The sequence below is a fragment of the Bradyrhizobium sp. SZCCHNS2022 genome (assembly GCF_032377575.1).
Lineage (GTDB): Bacteria > Pseudomonadota > Alphaproteobacteria > Rhizobiales > Xanthobacteraceae > Bradyrhizobium > Bradyrhizobium aeschynomenes.
The window spans coordinates 896,643-914,473 of sequence record NZ_JAUHHZ010000001.1; the positions used below are offsets into that span (position 1 = coordinate 896,643).

The following is a 17,831-nucleotide window of genomic DNA, read 5'->3' on the forward strand; positions in this document are numbered from 1 at the left end:
GTCCCCCAGCCTCGCCGCCCACTTTCCCGTTGATCATCCCCGGGCCCACGCCGCCTTGCACGGAAACGGCGGCCGGTCCATGTAGATGGACATCGAACCGTGATCGCCCCCGTTTCCGCAATGCGCCTCCTGATCATCGAAGACGACCGCGAATCCGCCGACTATCTGGTCAAGGCGTTCCGCGAGGTCGGACATGTCGCAGACCTCGCCAGCGATGGCGAGGAGGGGCTCGCCATGGCCGAGAGCGGGGATTACGACGTGCTGGTCGTCGACCGCATGCTGCCCAAGCGTGACGGCCTGTCCCTGATCGGCGCGCTGCGCGACAAGGGCAACAGGACGCCGGTTCTGATCCTGTCCGCGCTCGGCCAGGTCGACGACCGAATCAAGGGCCTGCGCGCCGGCGGCGACGACTATCTGCCCAAGCCCTATGCGTTTGCCGAGCTGCTCGCCCGCGTCGAGGTGCTGTCGCGCCGCCATGGCGGGCCGGCGGAGGAGACGACCTACAAGGTCGGCGACCTCGAGCTCGACCGTCTGTCGCATCGCGTCGCCCGCGGCAAGGACGAGCTGACCCTGCAGCCGCGCGAGTTCCGCCTGCTCGAATATCTGATGAAGCATGCCGGGCAGGTGGTGACGCGCACCATGCTGCTGGAGAACGTCTGGGACTATCACTTCGATCCGCAGACCAACGTGATCGACGTCCACATCTCGCGGCTGCGCTCCAAGATCGACAAGGGGTTCGACCGCCCGCTGCTCCACACCATCCGCGGCGCGGGGTACATGATCCGTGACGGCCTTCGGTAAGCTGATCCGCACCACGGCGTTCCGGCTGACGCTGGTCTATCTTTTGTTGTTTGCGCTGTTCGCCGCCTCGCTGCTCGGCTATTTCGCCTGGAACACCCGCCGCCTCATCACCGAGCAGATCTCGACCACGGTCAGCGCCGAGATCGGCGAGCTGACCGACATCTACACCCGTGGCGGCCTGCGCTGGATCGTCGGCACGATCCAGAGCCGCGCGCTGCGCCCCGGCGCCAATCTCTATTTGCTCACCACGCCCACCGGACAGCAGGTCGCCGGCAATGTCGACGCGCTGGCACCGGGCGTGATGGGCTCGTCCGGCTGGTCGGAGACGTTCTATCGACGGCTCGACGACGGCGGCGATCAGAACCATCGCGCGCTGGTCTATGTCACGCAGCTGTCGAGCGGCTTTCGGCTTTTGATCGGCCGCGATCTCGAGGAGCGCCGCCGGCTGTTCGGCATCGTCGCCAAGGCGGCGCAATGGTCGGTGCTGGTGGTCGTGGTGCTCGGCATCGGCGGCGGCATCTTCGTCGCGCGGCGCGTGCTGGTCCGGATCGACGCGATGACCGGCACGACGCGGCGGATCATGGATGGCGATCTGTCCGGGCGATTGCCGGTCGGACGCAGCGGCGACGAGCTCGATCGTCTGGCGGAAAATCTCAACGCCATGCTGGAGCGCATCGAGGCGCTGATGACCGGCCTCAAGGAGGTCTCCGACAACATCGCCCATGACCTCAAGACGCCGCTGACGCGGCTGCGCAACCGCGCCGAGGAGGCGCTGGCGAAGTCGCGCTCCGAGGAGGAATATCGCGGCGCGCTGGAGCGGACGATCGAGGAATCCGACGGCCTGATCCGCACCTTCAATGCGCTCTTGATGATCGCCCGTGCGGAGTCCGGACAGGCGCGCGGCGACATGGTCGAGTTCGACGTCGCCGATGTCGCCGCAGGCATTCACGAGCTGTACGAGCCGCTCGCGGAGGACAACGAGATGACCCTGCGCGTCAAGGCCGCTGCGGCGCCCGTGCATGGCAATCGCGAGCTGATCAGCCAGGCGCTCGCCAACCTGGTCGAGAACGCGATCAAATACGGCAAGCCGGCCGCGGTGCCGTCCGAGTCGGGGGCTGCAGGCAGCCGCGAGATCCTGATCGAGGCGCGGCGCGAGGGCTCCCAGGTGCTGCTCAGCGTCACCGATCACGGCGAGGGCATCCCGGAGGCCGAGCGTAAGCACGCCGTCGAGCGTTTCGTGCGGCTCGAGGCAAGCCGCACCTTGCCCGGTTCCGGCCTTGGCCTGAGCCTCGCCTCCGCCGTCGCCACGCTCCACGGCGGCGAGTTGCGCCTCGGCGATGCCAGGCCGGGGCTGGTCGCGACCCTGGTGCTGCCGGCGGGGACGGGGCTGTCCGCCAAGCTTGCGGCGCCGACGCGGGATGTGCCACAGAAGGCCGCATGACCTCCTCCGCGCCGGGAAACGCGGACGGGCAGAACCTGGCCGGGCGTTTCGTCGCCGGCCCGCATGTCCGTGCGCCCGACAAAGCCGAACAACGCCTCACCGAGTGGCTCGCCGAGCTCGAGCCGCCTTTGGCCGCATCGCTCCGCGCGCTGCTCGCCGACGGTTGGCCGCGGACGATCTTGCTGGGCATCGCCGAGTGCTCGCCCTATCTGTTCGACCTCGTCCGCGCCGACGGCCACCGGCTCGACCGCCTTTTGCGCTGCGAGCCGCAGACGCATCTCGCCGAGCTGATCGCCCGTACCGGCCGCGAGGTGTTTGCGGCGAGCAGCGAAGCGGATGTTATGCGGCTGCTGCGGCAGCTCAAATCCGAGGCGGCGCTCCTGATCGCGCTCTGCGACATCGGCGGCGTCTGGCCGGTCATGCAGGTGACGGCCGGGCTGACCGATGTCGCCGTCTCCTCGGTGCAGATGGCGCTGCGCTATCTGCTGCGGCAGGAGGCCGCGCGGGGCCGGCTGTCGCCTGCGGATGCTGCGCAGCCGGAGCGGGGCTGCGGGCTGTTCGTGCTCGCGATGGGCAAGATGGGGGCCGGCGAGCTGAACTACTCCAGCGACATCGACCTCATCGTGTTCTTCGATCCCGACGCCACGACGCTGGCGCGCGACATCGAGCCGCAGCCGTTCTTCGTCCGCGTCACCCAGGCGCTGGCGCGGCTGCTGCAGAGCCGCACCGCCGACGGCTACGTGTTCCGCGTCGACCTCCGGCTGCGGCCCGACCCGGCCTCGACGCAGGTGGCGATGTCGACCGAGGCGGCGCTGCACTACTACGAGCGCGAGGGCCGCACCTGGGAGCGCGCCGCGATGATCAAGGCCCGCATCTGCGCCGGCGATATCGCCGCCGGCGAGGCGATGCTGGCCGAGCTGTCGCCGTTCGTCTGGCGCAAGCATCTCGACTTCCAGGCGCTGACCGACGTCCACGACATGAAGCGGCAGATGCAGGTCTATCGCGGCCACAGCGAGATCGCGGTCGAGGGGCACAACGTCAAGGTCGGCCGCGGCGGCATCCGCGAGATCGAGTTCTTCGCCCAGACCCAGCAACTGATCGCCGGCGGCCGCCACCCCGAGCTGCGCGTGCGCCCGACCCTGCAGGCGCTCGACGTGCTCACTACCAGCAAGTGGATCACCGCGCAGGCGCGTGACGAGCTCACCGTCGCCTATGAGTTCCTGCGCCGCGTCGAACACCGGCTGCAGATGATGGCCGACGAGCAGATCCACAGCCTGCCGGACGACGTCGAGGGCGTCGGCCGTTTCGCGTGCTTCTTCGGCTATGACAGCCGCGAGCGCTTTGCGGTCGACCTGCTGTTCCACCTCAACATCGTGCAGGGACACTATGCGAGGCTGTTCGAGGGCGATCCCACCGGCACCGTCAGCCTGCCGGCCGTGAACTACGGCGCGGGGCCCGACGAGCCGCGCCTGATGGAGCACCTTGCCGGGCTCGGCTTCCGCGATCCGGTGATGGTCGCGAAAACCTTGCAGCAATGGCAGGCGGGCGAGTACCGCGTGTTCCGCGCGGATGCGACGCGCGCTGCCTTCAACGACTTCCTGCCCGCGCTGATCGATGGTCTCGCGCATGCCGACGAGCCGGATCGCGCGGTCGTCGCGTTCGACCGTTTCCTGCAGGCGCTGCAGCTCGGCGGGCGGCTGGTCACCCTGCTCGGGCAGAACCGCGACCTCGTCGCGCTGGTGGCGCTCGTGCTCGGCGCGGCGCCGCGGCTCGGCGACATGCTGGCGCGGCAGCCGCGGCTGATGGACGGCCTGATCGATCCGCGCTTCTTCGGCGCCATTCCCGATCGCCGCGAATTGTCGGCGCGCCTGGCCGCGACCCTGCAGGACGCCGGCACCTATGAGGAGTTTCTCGATCGCCTCCGGCAGTTCGGCCAGGAGAGCCTGTTCCTGATCGGCACCCGCATTCTCTCCGGCACCGTGTCGGCGCAGCAGGCCGGCACCGCGTTCGCCGACGTCGCCGAGGGCATCGTGCACACCGTGCACGACCTCGTCACCGAGCGCTTCGCCGCGCAACACGGCCGCATCAAGGGGCAGGAGACCGCGATCGTCGCGATGGGCCGGCTCGGCGCCCGCGAGATGACGGCGTCGTCGGATCTCGATCTGATCCTGCTGTACGATTTCGACGCCGACGCACCCGACTCCGACGGCGAGCGCGCGCTGCAGGGCGCGCACTATTTCGCCCGCTTCACCCAGCGGCTGATTTCGGCCTTCACGTCGCGCACCAATTACGGGGTGCTCTACGACATCGACATGCGGCTGCGGCCGTCGGGCCGCGCCGGTCCGCTCGCATCGCACATCGATTCCTTTGCGCATTATCAGGAGCAGGAGGCCTGGACCTGGGAGCACATGGCGCTGACGCGGGCGCGGGTGATCTCGGCGTCGCCGTCGTTCCGCGCCCGCATCGAAGGGATCATCCAGACCGCGCTTCGCCGCACCCGCGATCCGGCCGCCATCGCCCGCGACGTCGCCGACATGCGCCGCGCGATCGCCGCCGAGAAGGGCGAGGCCGATCTGTGGGACCTCAAGCACGCCGCCGGCGGCATGGTCGACATCGACTTCGTCGCGCAATATCTGCAGCTCGTCCACGCCGCGACGACGCCCGAGATCCTCGACGTCAGCTCGCTCGCGGTGCTCGACAATGCCGAGCGGCTCGGCGTGCTGCCGCGGGCGGAAGCCGTGATCCTGCGCCAGGCCGCGCGGCTCTATCACGACCTGACGCAGATCCTGCGGCTGTGCGTCAGCGACAAGTTCAAGCCGGATCAGGCCGGCGAGGACCTCCTGCGGGTGATGGCGCGCGCCGGCGACGCGCCGGACTTCTCGGCGCTGGAGGCGCGCGTCCGAGAGACGCAGAGCGAGGTACGCCGCGTGTTTACGGCGCTGCTCGAGCCGTGATCGCGGGGCAAACCTCGCGCAGGCAGCATGGCTGCGCGCTTCATCCACCATCTTCAACCGTTCAAACAGCCGGGCAAGCGCCAGCGCGTCCGCGGCGCGATCGCGCCCGGAGACTGCGGAAGGCGTCCGCCCTCGAAAGACGATGAGGGCGCAGGGAATGCCGGGTGAAGGCCTCACCCATGGCCCGCCTGCGAACAAGAATGCAGGCGGCAGGTACCACAGGTTCAGCCGATTCGACCCGGCATTCCCTGCGCGATGGTTTTAACGCTTATACGCGATCTCCCCGGTGCGCCGGCTTTTGGCCACCGTTCGCGACCCTGCGCTTCGAGCGCATTGCCGCAGGACACCAGCTTCGGGGTGCCAGGACCACGCGACTTCACGTCCGCGAGCACATCACTCGTCCGCGCCCTTGAAGCGCGCTGATGTCCTCACGTCCACCGCATTGCCGATCCAACGTGTCGTGACGACGCGTACGCCCCTCATCCGGACCGGAACGCGGAGAGAATAGACATGATTTGCTGATTTTCGGAAGTGATTTATTTTTGCGGGAGGCTCTTGAAATGGGCGATGTGGTTGAACTGAATGCTGAAATGGAAGGATTGGCGCAGACGATCTTGACCCGTGATCAGAGTGGTCTCGTGCTTTCGTTGGCGCGATTGTGCCCGCCGGGCAAATCGACCAAGCTCGGCGTCTCGCCGGCGGTGGAGAGCCGCGAGGAGTTGTTTGTTTGATTGAAGCAGTCGTTCGGCTGTGTTCCCTTCCAATTGGAGAACGCCGTGTCCATGCAGACCATCGCGGCGGCAGGCAACGCGGAAATTCCAGCATATCTGACGCTCATCAAGCTCGGATACGAGATCAATCGTCGCCATCGGGGCGATGGCGAACTGTGGAGCGCAACGAAGGGGACGCTTGAACTCGTCGCCGAGAGCCCCCTGCAACTGCTTGGCCTTGCTTTGATGTACATGGAGCGCGGCAGCGACTGGCGCGCAGATGACGACGAGATCGATGCTTTCCTAAAGCGCTTCTACCCGTGAGGCCACATCGAGATTCATGGAGGCCATTCGCCGTCGAGCATCGCACGCCGTTCGTCTTCCGTGAAGTCGGCCGCGATGCGACCCAGTGCGCGTTGGCCGCGGGCGATCGCGATGACCCCGATGATGCTGTCGATCAGCGCCGCGTCATTGGCCGAGGTAAGCTCTCGCAGACCGATGTCCACCAGTCGGCGCCAAGCGGCGTCGTAGCTCTCCCGCAGGTCGGCCGGCATTGCAGGATTACGAGCGTCATCTCGCGCCAGCTCGATCGTCGCGATGATCGCGTAGGTCTGCCAGTCGGCAACACTGCGGCGCTCGTGGATTCGGACCAGACCGGGCACGGCAGCGAAGGATGCTTCGCCGATGTCGCCTTGATGGTGCAGCTCATTCCAGAGCTCGTCCCAGGCGGAGGCGTCGCCACGTTCGAGGCGTTGCAGGGCCAGGCGTGGATCGTAGGGGACGCGATAGCCGCCGTGGAGGCTGGTCCAGCGCTCTTCTGACAAATCAAGCTCGGACATCGTCATGCGGCGAATCTCGTCGAGATGGGCTCACTGTCAGCCAAGAGCACAGATCCGCAACCACGACAAACGGCCGCCGAACTCTGTCGCGTTGCTCTCCGCGGGACGCTTCCAGGCGTCAGAGCAATTACCATGCGGGACCGATATTCCGCACCGCAGTATGTGACGTCCATGTCACAGTTACTTTTATACCGACTCCACAATATAATATGACTATTCAAAGGCACCTTGGCGCTTGCTAGGGTCCCCGTCCAATCTCAGGTTGACGAATTCGCCCAATGAATGGGCGGCGGCCGGGGGTGAGCCGAGGGGAAGCGCGTGCCGGGACGGAGGGCTCCGGGCCGGACGCGACAGAACAACAGCCGGAGCCTGGGGCGCTGCGAGGAGCAGGAAAATGAGTGGTTATGTGACGACCGCACGCATGTGCGGCGTGGGTGTTGCTTTGTCTCTGTTGGGGTGTGGGGCGTATGCGGCAGATATGCCGACCAAGGCGCCGATTCCCTATGCCGGGGTCGATGATTTCTGGACGCGGCCGTATCTGTTCGGCGATCTCGGCCGGACCCGATTGAAGGAGCAGGGCATCTCGCTCGCGCTCACGCTGGGTGACGAGGCCGTCACCAACCTGTCGGGCGGCGCGCGAAATACATCTGCCAATGCGGGGCAGTTGTGGTTTCAGGCCAAGTTCGACATGGCCAAGCTCGCCGGCATCCACGGCGGCACGATCGGCCTGACGCTGGTCGATCGCTTCGGCAAGAACCTCAACAGCGAGGCCGGCATCCCCGCGCTGCAGCTCACCAACGAGGTGTTCGGCCGCGGCAACATCCTGCGCCTGACCGAACTGTACTACTCGCAGAAGCTGTTCGACGATCGCCTGGAATTGAAGGGCGGCCGTCTTCCGGTCGGCTCCGACTTCTTCTTCGGCCAGTGCGAGTTCATCAACCTGACCTTCTGCGGCGGCCAGCCCGGCAACATCCAGGGTGGCTACATCTACAACTGGCCGGTCAGCCAGTGGGCCGGTGTGGTGCACTACAACTTCACCAAGGAGTGGAAGCTGTCGGTCGGCGTCTACGACGCCAACCCGAACTATCTGACGACGTCGGACGCCGGCGTGTATCTGGCGCCGGGCATTCCGCGCTCGAATCCGGCCGCGGGCGTGCTGGTGCCGGTGGAAGTGGTGTGGGAGCCGAGCGGCCCGCTCAACGGCACCTGGCGCTTCGGCGGCTGGTATGACAGCGCGTCGTCGATCGATGGCGGTCTGCCCGGCATCGTCGCCGTCGTTCCCGGCGGTCCCGGCGTGGGCGATCAGAACCTCAGCAGCCAGCGCGGCCGCTATGGCTTCTACGAGTCGATCCTGCAACGTCTGACCGTCGAGGGTCCGAAGGCGCAGGGCTGGTACACCTTCCTCAACACCAGCGTCGCCGATCACCGCACGTCCTATCAGGACTACCAGATCTCCTGGGGCATCAAGCACACCGGCACCTTCTCGTTCCGTCCCGAGGACGAGGTCGGCTTCGCGGTCGGCACCACGCATGTCAACTCGGCGGCGCTGACGCCGAATGCCGGCGGCAACGAAGTGCCGATCGAGGCCTGGTACGGCTGGCAGGCCACCGGCTGGATGAACCTGAAGTTCGATGCGCAGTATGTGATCAATCCGGGCGGACGCGGGTTCAACGCGGCCGGCGTGAAGACCGGCAATGCGTTTGTTCTCGGCTTGCGTACGGTGGTGCACTTCTGATCCGAAGACGAATCGGAGCGGGCGGATGCGTCATCCGCCCGTCACTCGCTGTGCGGCAGGGCATCGGCCGATCGCGTGGGCCGCAGCCCTGCCCACCAGGGCAGGGCACCCGGCGATGATGTCGATTGACTCTTTTGCATTGCGACACGACATCTCCTGCACCGCCAGCCGAGGCCGCCCAGGAGATTGCCATGACCGCATCTGACGTCCACCTCGCTCCGGGCCAGCGCCTGGGCGACGAGGTCGTGGACTGGCTCACCAACGGCACCCGCGACGAGCGCTTCATCGACAACATCTTTGGCCAGATGTGCGTCAGGCTGCAGCGCGCCGGCATTCCGGTGATGCGCGCCTCGCTGCATGTCCAGATCAATCACCCGCAATGGCTCGGCGCCCGGATGCTGTGGAGCGACGGCATGGAGGGGGCGGAGATCGCGCGCGTCGACTACGACGTGCGCGAGCGGTCGGAATATATCGGCAGCCCGGCCAGCGAGATCGTCGACGGCGCCGAGGAGATCCGCGAGAATCTGGCACGCGACCCGGAGCTCGGCCGCCAGCATGCCGTCTATGACGACATGCGCGCCATGGGCCTGACCGACTATGTCGCCTGGCCGATCTACCACACGCTGGGCAAGCGCCACATCGTGACGTTTGCGACCGACCGCCACGGCGGCTTCGACCATGCCCATATCGATGCGCTGCGCCGGCTCGTCCCGGTGCTGGCGCTGGTCAGCGAGATCCGCATCAAGAACCGGTTGGCGCGGACCCTGCTCGAGACCTATGTCGGGCCGCATGCCGGCCAGATGGTGCTGGCCGGGGCGACGCGGCGCGGCAGCGGCGAGACGGTGCGCGCCGCGATCATGATCTGCGATCTCCGCGACTTCACCAAGATCTCCGACAACTGGCCACGTGACGACGTCATCGATCTGCTCAACGGCTATTTCGACGCAATGGTGGAGCCGATCACCCAGCATGGCGGCGAGATCCTGAAATTCATCGGCGACGGCCTGCTGGCGATCTTTCCGCTCAGTCAGCCCGACGCTTGCGCCAACCTGCTGCACGCGGTGACCGGCGCCAGGCAGGCCATGGCGGAGCTGAACGCCCGCCATGCCGAGAGCGGCCGTGCACCGCTCCGCTACGGCATCGGCATCCATGTCGGCGACGTGATGTACGGCAACATCGGTTCGCGCTCGCGGCTCGATTTCACCGTGATCGGACCGGCGGTCAACATGGCCTCGCGCATGGAGGCGCTGACCAAGCAGGTCGGCCGCCCCGTGCTGATGTCACGCGCCTTCGCTGAGCTCGTCGAAGGACCGTTCGCCCTGGAGCGCGTCGGCGAATTTCCGGTGCGCGGCTTCAGCGACCCGATCGAGCTGTTTGCGTTCGAAGGGTAGGGCATCGTGCTGCGATCTACGAGCTGTGCCGTGCTCACGGCATGGCTCAGCGGCCGAACTCCGCCTGAAGCCGGAGGAACGTCTCGGTCGGGCGAGCATAGCTGACGAGCCTGACGTCGAGCTCGAAGCTCGACGCGAGCAACAGCGCGCGGCGCAGCGCGTCCTCGATCCAGCTGTCCTCATTTCCGAATGCGCCGCCGCCGACGCTGGTGAGCAGGACGATGTTCGAGCCGCGTGTGGCGTTCAGCACGGCCGCCCAGATCGTCGCCTCGTAGCTGGCCTCCAGGACCAGGCGAGCGAAGCTCTCCCAATATCGGGGAGCGGGCGAGCAATAGGCCACCGGAAGCGCAGAGCAGAAGGCCTGCGACACCGTCGGTCGCGGCTCGTTGGCGTCGGTCAGCTCGACGTCGGAATGCAGGCCGATCCGAAGCTGTCCGCGCAACGCGTCGATCTCATCGCCATCGCTCGCGTCGAGTATCCCCGTGATGGTGTCGAGTCCGGTCCGCGTGCACAGGGCATAGCCGTTCGTCATCGCCCACAGCTCGCCGCCGCGGGGCAGGCGGCTCTTCAGGGCCGCTCCGACATCCGCGAGCGCGTCGAGCTGACGGTCGCGGGTCTGGCCCGATTGGCTGCCGACCGGGGCGAAGTAGTTCCGGTAGATCGTCGCGGCGCCTGCGGCAATCGCGCAGGCCGGCCCCTGGGTCGGATCGGACTGATAGATCGTCACGCCATCTTCCGGCGTGGCGTGTGGGCCGATCATCTCCAGCAGATTGAACTGCGAGGCGACCTGGAACAGGGCGCCGGCGAACTCCGGAAACAGATGAAGCTCGCGGATGTCACCGCTGACGAGACTCACGCGCAGCCGTCCTGGCCTGCACGGTGATTGCCGCGCCTGTCGGCGCAAGTCCGACAAGCTCGGGAGCTCGAGCCGTCCGGTCGCGTAGCTCCGGCCGTTGACGAGGGACGCCAGGCGTCCGTTCTCGACCTTCAGCCTGGCTCGCGTGGAGGCATAATCGGTCTCCTTGAAGCCAGTCAGTCGTTCAAACCAGTCCACCATTGCTCCTTCCAGCTCACGCCTGGTCGAGATACGGCGCCACCACCTCGCGCGTCTCGGCGCTGGTCACCACCGGCACGATCTCGAAGGTCATGCCGGTGTCGCGGGCGTTTGCCAGGATCCATTGCTGCAGCAGGCGGGCGTCGTCGCATTCCATCAGCTGGAAGCAGCGGTCGAAATTCGGCTCGATCCAGCTGCCGAGATATGTCAGGCCGTCGGGAAATTTGATGCCGGGGTCGCGGACGCGGCGGTAGACCGGGATCGGGTCGCGGTCCTTGAAACGTTCGATCACCATGAACAGCATGCGTCGCTCCGAGATGTGTCGCGGCGCATCTTGGGCGAAATTGATGCGGACATCCAGTCGCCTGGCGGCCCATGTTGGGATGGCCGATGGCTCCGCTTCCCGTCCGGACGTTGATGTGCCAGAGGTTGAGCATTTGCGATACACGTTCATTGATCTTTCGCAATGAAATACACGCAATATTAGAATGATATCGCCGCCACGGTCGATCCACGGAGGGGACAATGGCGGCGATCATCGGAAGTGAACGGCTCAGCCACCGGCTTGCGAGGGCTGTGTTCGGCGTCTCTCTGCTCTTGGGCGGCGTGACGGCTCTCGACTTCGGCGTTGGCATCGTCGCCGCGCGGGCGCAAGGCGCTGGTGCGGTGGAAGGCGTGGCGCCCTGGCAGGCACAGCGCGCCATCGACGACTACATCGAGCGTTTCATGGTGGCGCAGCGGCGCTTCGGCCGGGCCAAGCTCGGCCATGAGAATTTCTCCGTGCGGGTCAAGGTCGAGGGCCTGACACGCGTCTACAACAAGGACGTCGGCGCCATCTGGGTCGCGCAATTCAGCGGGGCGATCGTTCCGACCGTCGTGGATCCCAATGCCGAGCAGGGGTACGCGCACGCGCTGCTGAAGATCTATCTCGACAAGGACAAGGGCGTGCAGGTCGTCGTCAACGAGGGCCAGGGCGTCTGGACCATGACGCAGAAGTCGGCCATCCTCGCCGAGGAGTTGCCCGACGATCCCGGTGGCTGGAAAGAGTGGGGCGGGCCCGGCGATCCGCCGGAGGCATCGCATCGCACCGCGACTGGCGATCCCAAGGTTGAGCGCAGTCCTCCAACGGGCTCGCTCGGCAGCCATCCTGCCGGCGATCCCCTTATCCAGCAGCTCGCGGCTGAGGTTTCTGCGCTCGGTGCGCGTGTCGCGGAGCTCAGGAAGGCCGGGGCCAGTGCGGAATTGCAGAAAGCCCAGGAGGCGTGGCAGGCGGCGCAGGAGCGCTACAGAGCGGCCTTGCCGCACTAGTGCATCGGCCCGAAGCGAAAATCAGCGTCCTCGCAATGAGGCGCCAAAGGCGTTTGCGGAGATTCATGCTCAAACGATGAGAACGTGTTGCGTTTCCCGGGAGCCGCAACATCGTCGTCCGCAGGCGATCGTGCGGCAGGTACGAACGTCGGATGTGCCGGCTCACCTTCGCCCGGCCATCATCCGACCGATGCAGTTGTTGAACGACATCGTGTTGCCGCCGGCGCCGTTGCGGCCGTATTCCCACTTGCCGGTGGCGGCATCGCAGCGGCCGCCGATCTCGATGGCGCAGCGCTGGCTGATGCTGGTGCAGCGGCCGCCGCCGCCGCCGCGCTTGGGCTCCGGCTCGGTGCGCATCGCCACCGCCGGCTCCTTCTTGCGCGCCGGCTCCTCGCGTTTCACCGGCTCGGTCTGCTTCCGCGCGACAGGCTCGTCCTTGCGCCTGACGCAGTCGCCGTCCTCGTCGCGCGCCTGACCGGCCGGGCAGGCGATGGCGACGCAGCTCTCGCCCTCGGCGCGCTGGCCCTTGTCGCAGAGTAGGGGACAGACGCGCGACGTTCTCGCCTTCACCGCATCGAGCGCGTCGAGGCTCGCCATCTTGACGTCGAACCGGGTGCCGGCCTGCTTGTTGAAGCGCTCCAGCGCGCGGCGCGCATTGCCGTCCCACGTGCCGTTCGAAGCGCCGTCGCTGTTGGCGGTGCTGCAGCCGACGCGGCGCAGCTCGCCGAAGAGCAGGCGCGGCAGGTCCGGCGGCTGCACCGCCGCGGCGGGCTTCTCGGCGGGCGATGGCAGCGCCGCCACCATCGTCGGCTCCGGTGCGGGCGACTTCTCCGCGCGCGGCGCCGGCTCCGGCGGGCTGCGTGTGACCTCGGCCGCCGGCGGCTCGGGCCCCCGGGCGGTGTCCGTGGGCTTGTCGCGGAGATCGGCGGGCCGGGTCGCAGGAGCGGCGGTGACGGACGAGGAGAGCTTGGCGCGCTGCGCCTTGGCGAGCGCGGCGTAGAAGCCGGTCGGGTACTTCTCCAGGAAGGCGTCGAACGCGGCCTGGCTGCCGATGCGCTCGGCCAGCTCATAGTCACGCCGCATCGCTGCGTCCGGATCGGTCGCCGCGGCGGCCGCGGGCGCAGCCGGCACCAGCGCCACGTCGTTGCCGCCGAGCGAGCCGTACACATACGGCTCCTGGCGATAGCCGGTCGCCTTGAGCACGTCGTCGCGGACGAAGCCGAAGGCGCGGCGGAGGTCGAGGCCGGGCTTCGGCAGATGCGCCACCAGCGCGGTGGCGAACGGGCTGTTGCTGGCGTCGCCGTCGGCGGCGGTCGAGCCGGCCTTGGCCGAGAAGGCGATCATGGTGTTCGGGCTCGGCGGCTCGACCTTGGCAAGGCCGCGGCCGATGCTGCGCGAGGCGACGCTGCGCTTCATCGTCTTGGCGAACGGGTTGTCGCGACAGGCATCGAGCACGACGAGGCGCAGCTGCTTGGCGGGCTCGATCGCAAACAGCACGCGCTCCAGCGCGATCGCCTCGTCGAGCACGTCGCTGTCCGCCTCCAGCGCGGCGTCGGTCGGGATCAGGTAGTTCACGCCGTCGAGCTCGATGCCGTGCCCGGCGTAGTAGATCAGCGCGACCTCGGCCTCGCGCGCCCGGGCACCGAACTCGCGCAAGGCGCGGCGCATCTCCTGCACGCCGAGATCGAGCTTCACATCGACGCGCTCGAAGCCGGCGGTCCTCAGCATGTCGCCGACCAGACGGGCGTCATTGGCCGGGTTCGATAGGCGGGCGACCGTCTTGTAGGTGGCGTTGCCGATGATCAGCGCGACGCGCTTCTCGGCCAACGCGGCCGTGCTGCCGCTCAGCAGCAGAACGAGGACTAAGAGGTAGCGCAATGCCGACATGGTTGCCCCAGACGATCGTCCTGACTCGCAGCCGGGGCAGACTATCCGGCAATATCGACAAAGCAAGGTCGGCCCGGGGAGGGGGCCGCCGCGCTGGCCTGCCGTCTCGGCAGCCGTCATGATGCCCTGGCGCAGTCCTTGCTTCCGTGACGCAACCCGCATCCTCTCGGAAAGAGAACCGTATGAAGATCACACGTCTCGTTGCCGGCGCGCTGCTCGCGCCACTGCTGATGATTCCGGCCGTTGCCGAGGAGCTCACCGGCACCCTGCAGAAGATCAAGGAGACCGGCGTCATCACGGTCGGCTACCGCGAAACCTCGCTGCCGTTCTCCTACATCGACGACAACCAGAAGCCGCTCGGCTTCGCACTCGACATCTGCAGCAAGGTCGTCGACGAGATCAAGGCGACGCTGAAGCTCGATAAACTCGAGGTAAAGCTGATGCCGGTGTCGTCGGCCACGCGCATTCCGCTGATGACCAACGGCACCATCGACCTCGAATGCGCCTCGACCACCAACAATATCGATCGGCAGCGGCTGGTGTCGTTCTCCCACACCTACTTCCTCACCGCCAGCCGCTTCGTCGCCAAGGCCGCGAGCGGACTCAAGACCATCGACGATCTCAAGGGCAGGACGGTGGCCTCGACCTCGGGCACCACCAACATCAAGCAGCTCTACGAGGCCAACACCGCCCGCCAGCTCGGCCTCAACGTCGTCGCCGCCAAGGACAACGCCGAGGGCTTCCTGATGGTCGAGAACGGCCGCGCCGATGCCTATGTGATGGACGACATCCTGCTCGCAGGTCTCGTCGCAAGCGCCAAGACGCCGTCGGACTTCGCGATCTCGCCAGACCAGTTCTCGTTGCCCGAGCCCTACGGCATCATGCTGCGCAAGGACGACCCCGCCTTCAAGGCCGTGGTCGACCGCGCGACCACGAAGCTCTACACCAGCCCGGAGATCGCGACGCTCTACGCGAAATGGTTCATGACCCCGGTGCCGCCGAAGGGCGTCAACTTCAACTTCCCGATGACGGCGGTGCTGCAGAAGGCGTTCGCCAACCCGAGCGATAGCGGGGATCCGAAGGCGTATTGAAGCTAACCGGAATCCGGGATGGCGTCGGGTGCTTCGCCCGGTGCCGTTCGACTTCAAGTGCAACGGAGACCCGGTCAGTCAGTCGGAAAGCGGCTGTCGGTCGCTCTGATGTGGCGCTCTTGCGTCGTTGGGGCGGCGTCGTAGATGTACAGCGTCACGGGACAACGTTGTTGGTTGGCCCAGTTGATCGCGTCACGAAGCGAAATGCTGCGCCTGATGTCGTAGTCGACGACCAGGTGCGGAGGTGCCTCGTCGGCCCAATCGGAGTCGCGACAACTGTTGTCGTGCTCGGTAGCTTCAACGATCGCGTCTACGCATTTCCAGCGGTAAGGATGCTGCCGCCGATCAATGATATTCCAGATCATCGGATTGGACCGGCATGGCGGCCGGTCGAAAGCTTGGAGGCAGAATGAACTCATTCTGCCTCCAGTCGTGATACACGTTTTGCCGCCCGCAACCAATACTCAAACCGTGGCGCCTCACTCCTTGACGATGCGCACCGCGCCCTTGGCGGCGCTGGACGCAAATGCCGCATAGGCCTTCAGCGCGGTCGAGACCTTGCGGGCGCGCGTCTTCGGTTTCCAGGCCTGGTCGCCTTTGGCCTCCATCGCCGCGCGGCGCTGGGCGAGCTCGGCATCCGACACCGCGAGATGGATGGTGCGGTTGGGGATGTCGATCTCGATCCGGTCGCCGTCCTGCACCAGGCCGATCAGGCCGCCTTCGGCGGCTTCCGGCGAGACGTGGCCGATCGACAGGCCCGACGTGCCGCCCGAGAAGCGGCCGTCGGTGATCAGCGCGCAGGCCTTGCCGAGGCCCTTCGACTTCAGATAGCTCGTCGGATAGAGCATCTCCTGCATGCCGGGGCCGCCGCGCGGGCCTTCATAGATGATGACGACGATGTCGCCTTCCTTGATCTTGTTGGTCAGGATGGCCTCGACCGCGGCATCCTGGCTCTCCATGACGCGGGCGGGGCCGGCGAATTTCAGGATCGAGGCATCGACGCCGGCCGTCTTCACGATACAGCCGTCCAGCGCGATGTTGCCGGTCAGCACCGCGAGGCCGCCGTCCTTGGAATAGGCGTGGTCGATGTCGCGGATGCAGCCCTTCTCGCGATCGAGATCGAGCTCCTGGTAACGGCGGTCCTGGCTGAAGGCGACCTGGGTCGGCACGCCGCCGGGCGCGGCCATGTAGAAGTTCTTGACGCTCTCGCTGGCCGTGCTGCGGATGTCCCAGCGCTCCAGCGCCGATGCCAGCGAGGCTGAATGCACGCTCGGCAATTCGGTATGCAGCAGGCCGGCGCGGGCGAGCTCGCCGAGGATGCCCATCACGCCGCCGGCGCGATGCACGTCCTCCATGTGCACGTCGGCCACCGCCGGCGCGACCTTGCACAGGCAGGGCACCTTGCGCGACAGGCGGTCGATGTCGGTCATCGTGAACGGGATCTCGCCCTCATGCGCCGCGGCGAGCAGATGCAGCACGGTGTTGGTCGAGCCGCCCATCGCGATGTCCATGCTCATCGCGTTCTCGAACGCCTTGAAGTTGGCGATGCTGCGCGGGAGCACCGACGCGTCGTCCTGCTCGTAGTAGCGGCGGGCGAGATCGACGATCAGATGGCCGGCCTCGACGAACAGGCCCTTGCGGTCGGCATGCGTCGCCAGCACCGAACCGTTGCCGGGCAGCGACAGGCCGAGCGCCTCGGTCAGGCAGTTCATCGAGTTCGCGGTGAACATGCCCGAGCAGGAGCCGCAGGTCGGGCAGGCCGAGCGTTCCATCACCTCGACGTCGGCGTCCGAGACCTTGTCGTCGGCGGCCGTGATCATGGCGTCGATCAGGTCGACCTTGCGCAGCTTGCCTTGAATGTTGACCTTGCCGGCCTCCATCGGCCCGCCCGAGACGAACACGGCCGGGATGTTGAGCCGCATCGCGGCCATCAGCATGCCCGGGGTGATCTTGTCGCAGTTGGAGATGCAGACCATGGCGTCGGCGCAATGCGCGTTGACCATGTATTCCGTGCTGTCGGCGATCAGCTCGCGCGACGGCAGGCTGTACAGCATGCCGTCATGGCCCATCGCGATGCCGTCGTCGACCGCGATGGTGTTGAACTCCTTGGCGACGCCGCCGGCCTTCTCGATCTCGCGCGCCACCAGCTGGCCGAGGTCCTTAAGGTGGACATGGCCCGGCACGAACTGGGTGAAGGAGTTGACGACGGCGATGATCGGCTTGCCGAAATCCTCGTTGGTCATGCCGGTGGCCCGCCACAGGCCGCGGGCGCCGGCCATGTTGCGGCCGTGGGTGGAGGTGCGGGAGCGATAGGCGGGCATCGGCGGTTCCTCGGGACTGGCAATGTTGGTCCGGCAGGCGGGGCGGCTGGCCGCGGCGGCCGGACGGGCGGCAAAAGATGCCGGAGGCATACAGCGAAGTCCTTGATGATTCGACCCTAAATTTTGCTGTTCCGGGATGCCGTGGGGGCAGGGCCGGGGGCCTCGTCGCGCTGCCGGAGGTGCCGCTTGGCCGGCGTCTTCTTCATGCTGATCGCAGTGCTGGCGCTAATCAAGCGCTTCAGCTGGGGCCGCTGCTATTCCTGGTGATGGCCGCGTCCGCGCATCTGCGCGCTGAGGAG

At 66.8% G+C, this 17,831-nt stretch carries 15 protein-coding genes; 9 read left to right on the forward strand and 6 right to left on the reverse strand.

What is annotated here, in order from left to right; translation table 11 throughout:
• Positions 1–120: 120 nt before the first annotated feature.
• The 5 genes from QXZ94_RS03875 (at position 121) to QXZ94_RS03895 (ending at position 6,230) form a co-directional block, all read left to right on the forward strand.
• Positions 121–801, forward strand: a complete 681-nt coding sequence (locus QXZ94_RS03875) for a response regulator transcription factor (protein WP_315726077.1) — start codon at positions 121–123, stop codon at positions 799–801.
• Entirely contained in the window at positions 785–2,242 is a 1,458-nt protein-coding gene (locus tag QXZ94_RS03880) for an ATP-binding protein (RefSeq protein WP_315719312.1), read from the forward strand. Before QXZ94_RS03875 ends, QXZ94_RS03880 begins: the two co-directional genes overlap by 17 nt.
• Complete coding sequence (locus QXZ94_RS03885) at positions 2,239–5,196, forward strand: bifunctional [glutamine synthetase] adenylyltransferase/[glutamine synthetase]-adenylyl-L-tyrosine phosphorylase (RefSeq protein ID WP_315719313.1); 2,958 nt, start codon at positions 2,239–2,241, stop codon at positions 5,194–5,196. The genes QXZ94_RS03880 and QXZ94_RS03885 overlap by 4 nt, the downstream gene beginning before the upstream one ends.
• A gap of 515 nt (positions 5,197–5,711) precedes the next feature.
• Positions 5,712–5,927 (forward strand): hypothetical protein, encoded by a 216-nt coding sequence (locus QXZ94_RS03890; protein ID WP_315719314.1) that lies wholly within the window; start codon positions 5,712–5,714, stop codon positions 5,925–5,927.
• Between the two features lie 45 nt (positions 5,928–5,972).
• On the forward strand, positions 5,973–6,230 hold the full coding sequence (locus QXZ94_RS03895; protein WP_315719315.1) for a hypothetical protein: 258 nt from the start codon (positions 5,973–5,975) through the stop codon (positions 6,228–6,230).
• Between the two features lie 14 nt (positions 6,231–6,244).
• On the opposite strand, the gene QXZ94_RS03900 is transcribed toward QXZ94_RS03895, so the two are convergent.
• Positions 6,245–6,751 carry a hypothetical protein gene (locus QXZ94_RS03900; protein ID WP_246739310.1) on the reverse strand — a complete coding sequence of 169 codons (507 nt, stop codon included), beginning with the start codon at positions 6,749–6,751 and terminating at the stop codon, positions 6,245–6,247.
• Between the two features lie 388 nt (positions 6,752–7,139).
• Here QXZ94_RS03900 and QXZ94_RS03905 point away from each other — a divergent pair, with 388 nt between their 5' ends.
• Positions 7,140–8,480 (forward strand): carbohydrate porin, encoded by a 1,341-nt coding sequence (locus QXZ94_RS03905; RefSeq protein WP_172113716.1) that lies wholly within the window; start codon positions 7,140–7,142, stop codon positions 8,478–8,480.
• Positions 8,481–8,671: 191 nt separating this feature from the next.
• On the forward strand, positions 8,672–9,871 hold the full coding sequence (locus QXZ94_RS03910) for an adenylate/guanylate cyclase domain-containing protein (protein WP_315719316.1): 1,200 nt from the start codon (positions 8,672–8,674) through the stop codon (positions 9,869–9,871).
• A 46-nt stretch (positions 9,872–9,917) separates the two neighbouring features.
• Here QXZ94_RS03910 and QXZ94_RS03915 read toward each other — a convergent pair whose 3' ends face one another.
• Both QXZ94_RS03915 and QXZ94_RS03920 read right to left on the reverse strand, forming a co-directional pair.
• Positions 9,918–10,727, reverse strand: coding sequence for a hypothetical protein (locus QXZ94_RS03915; RefSeq protein ID WP_315719317.1), 810 nt, complete (start codon positions 10,725–10,727; stop codon positions 9,918–9,920).
• Positions 10,728–10,941: 214 nt separating this feature from the next.
• Positions 10,942–11,229: a DUF3303 domain-containing protein gene (locus tag QXZ94_RS03920; protein ID WP_172180546.1), complete on the reverse strand. Its 288-nt coding sequence runs from the start codon at positions 11,227–11,229 to the stop codon at positions 10,942–10,944.
• A gap of 221 nt (positions 11,230–11,450) precedes the next feature.
• Here QXZ94_RS03920 and QXZ94_RS03925 point away from each other — a divergent pair, with 221 nt between their 5' ends.
• Positions 11,451–12,233, forward strand: coding sequence for a hypothetical protein (locus QXZ94_RS03925; RefSeq protein WP_172180544.1), 783 nt, complete (start codon positions 11,451–11,453; stop codon positions 12,231–12,233).
• A 162-nt stretch (positions 12,234–12,395) separates the two neighbouring features.
• On the opposite strand, the gene QXZ94_RS03930 is transcribed toward QXZ94_RS03925, so the two are convergent.
• Positions 12,396–14,120, reverse strand: a complete 1,725-nt coding sequence (locus QXZ94_RS03930) for a caspase family protein (protein ID WP_315719318.1) — start codon at positions 14,118–14,120, stop codon at positions 12,396–12,398.
• A gap of 182 nt (positions 14,121–14,302) precedes the next feature.
• On the opposite strand from QXZ94_RS03930, the gene QXZ94_RS03935 reads away from it, so the two are divergent.
• Positions 14,303–15,211, forward strand: coding sequence for an amino acid ABC transporter substrate-binding protein (locus QXZ94_RS03935; RefSeq protein ID WP_315719319.1), 909 nt, complete (start codon positions 14,303–14,305; stop codon positions 15,209–15,211).
• Between the two features lie 74 nt (positions 15,212–15,285).
• On the opposite strand, the gene QXZ94_RS03940 is transcribed toward QXZ94_RS03935, so the two are convergent.
• Together QXZ94_RS03940 and ilvD are read right to left on the reverse strand one after the other, a co-directional pair.
• Positions 15,286–15,630 carry a hypothetical protein gene (locus QXZ94_RS03940; RefSeq protein ID WP_315719320.1) on the reverse strand — a complete coding sequence of 115 codons (345 nt, stop codon included), beginning with the start codon at positions 15,628–15,630 and terminating at the stop codon, positions 15,286–15,288.
• 60 nt (positions 15,631–15,690) lie between these two features.
• Positions 15,691–17,532, reverse strand: a complete 1,842-nt coding sequence (gene ilvD / locus QXZ94_RS03945) for a dihydroxy-acid dehydratase (protein WP_315719321.1) — start codon at positions 17,530–17,532, stop codon at positions 15,691–15,693.
• Positions 17,533–17,831: the final 299 nt, after the last annotated feature.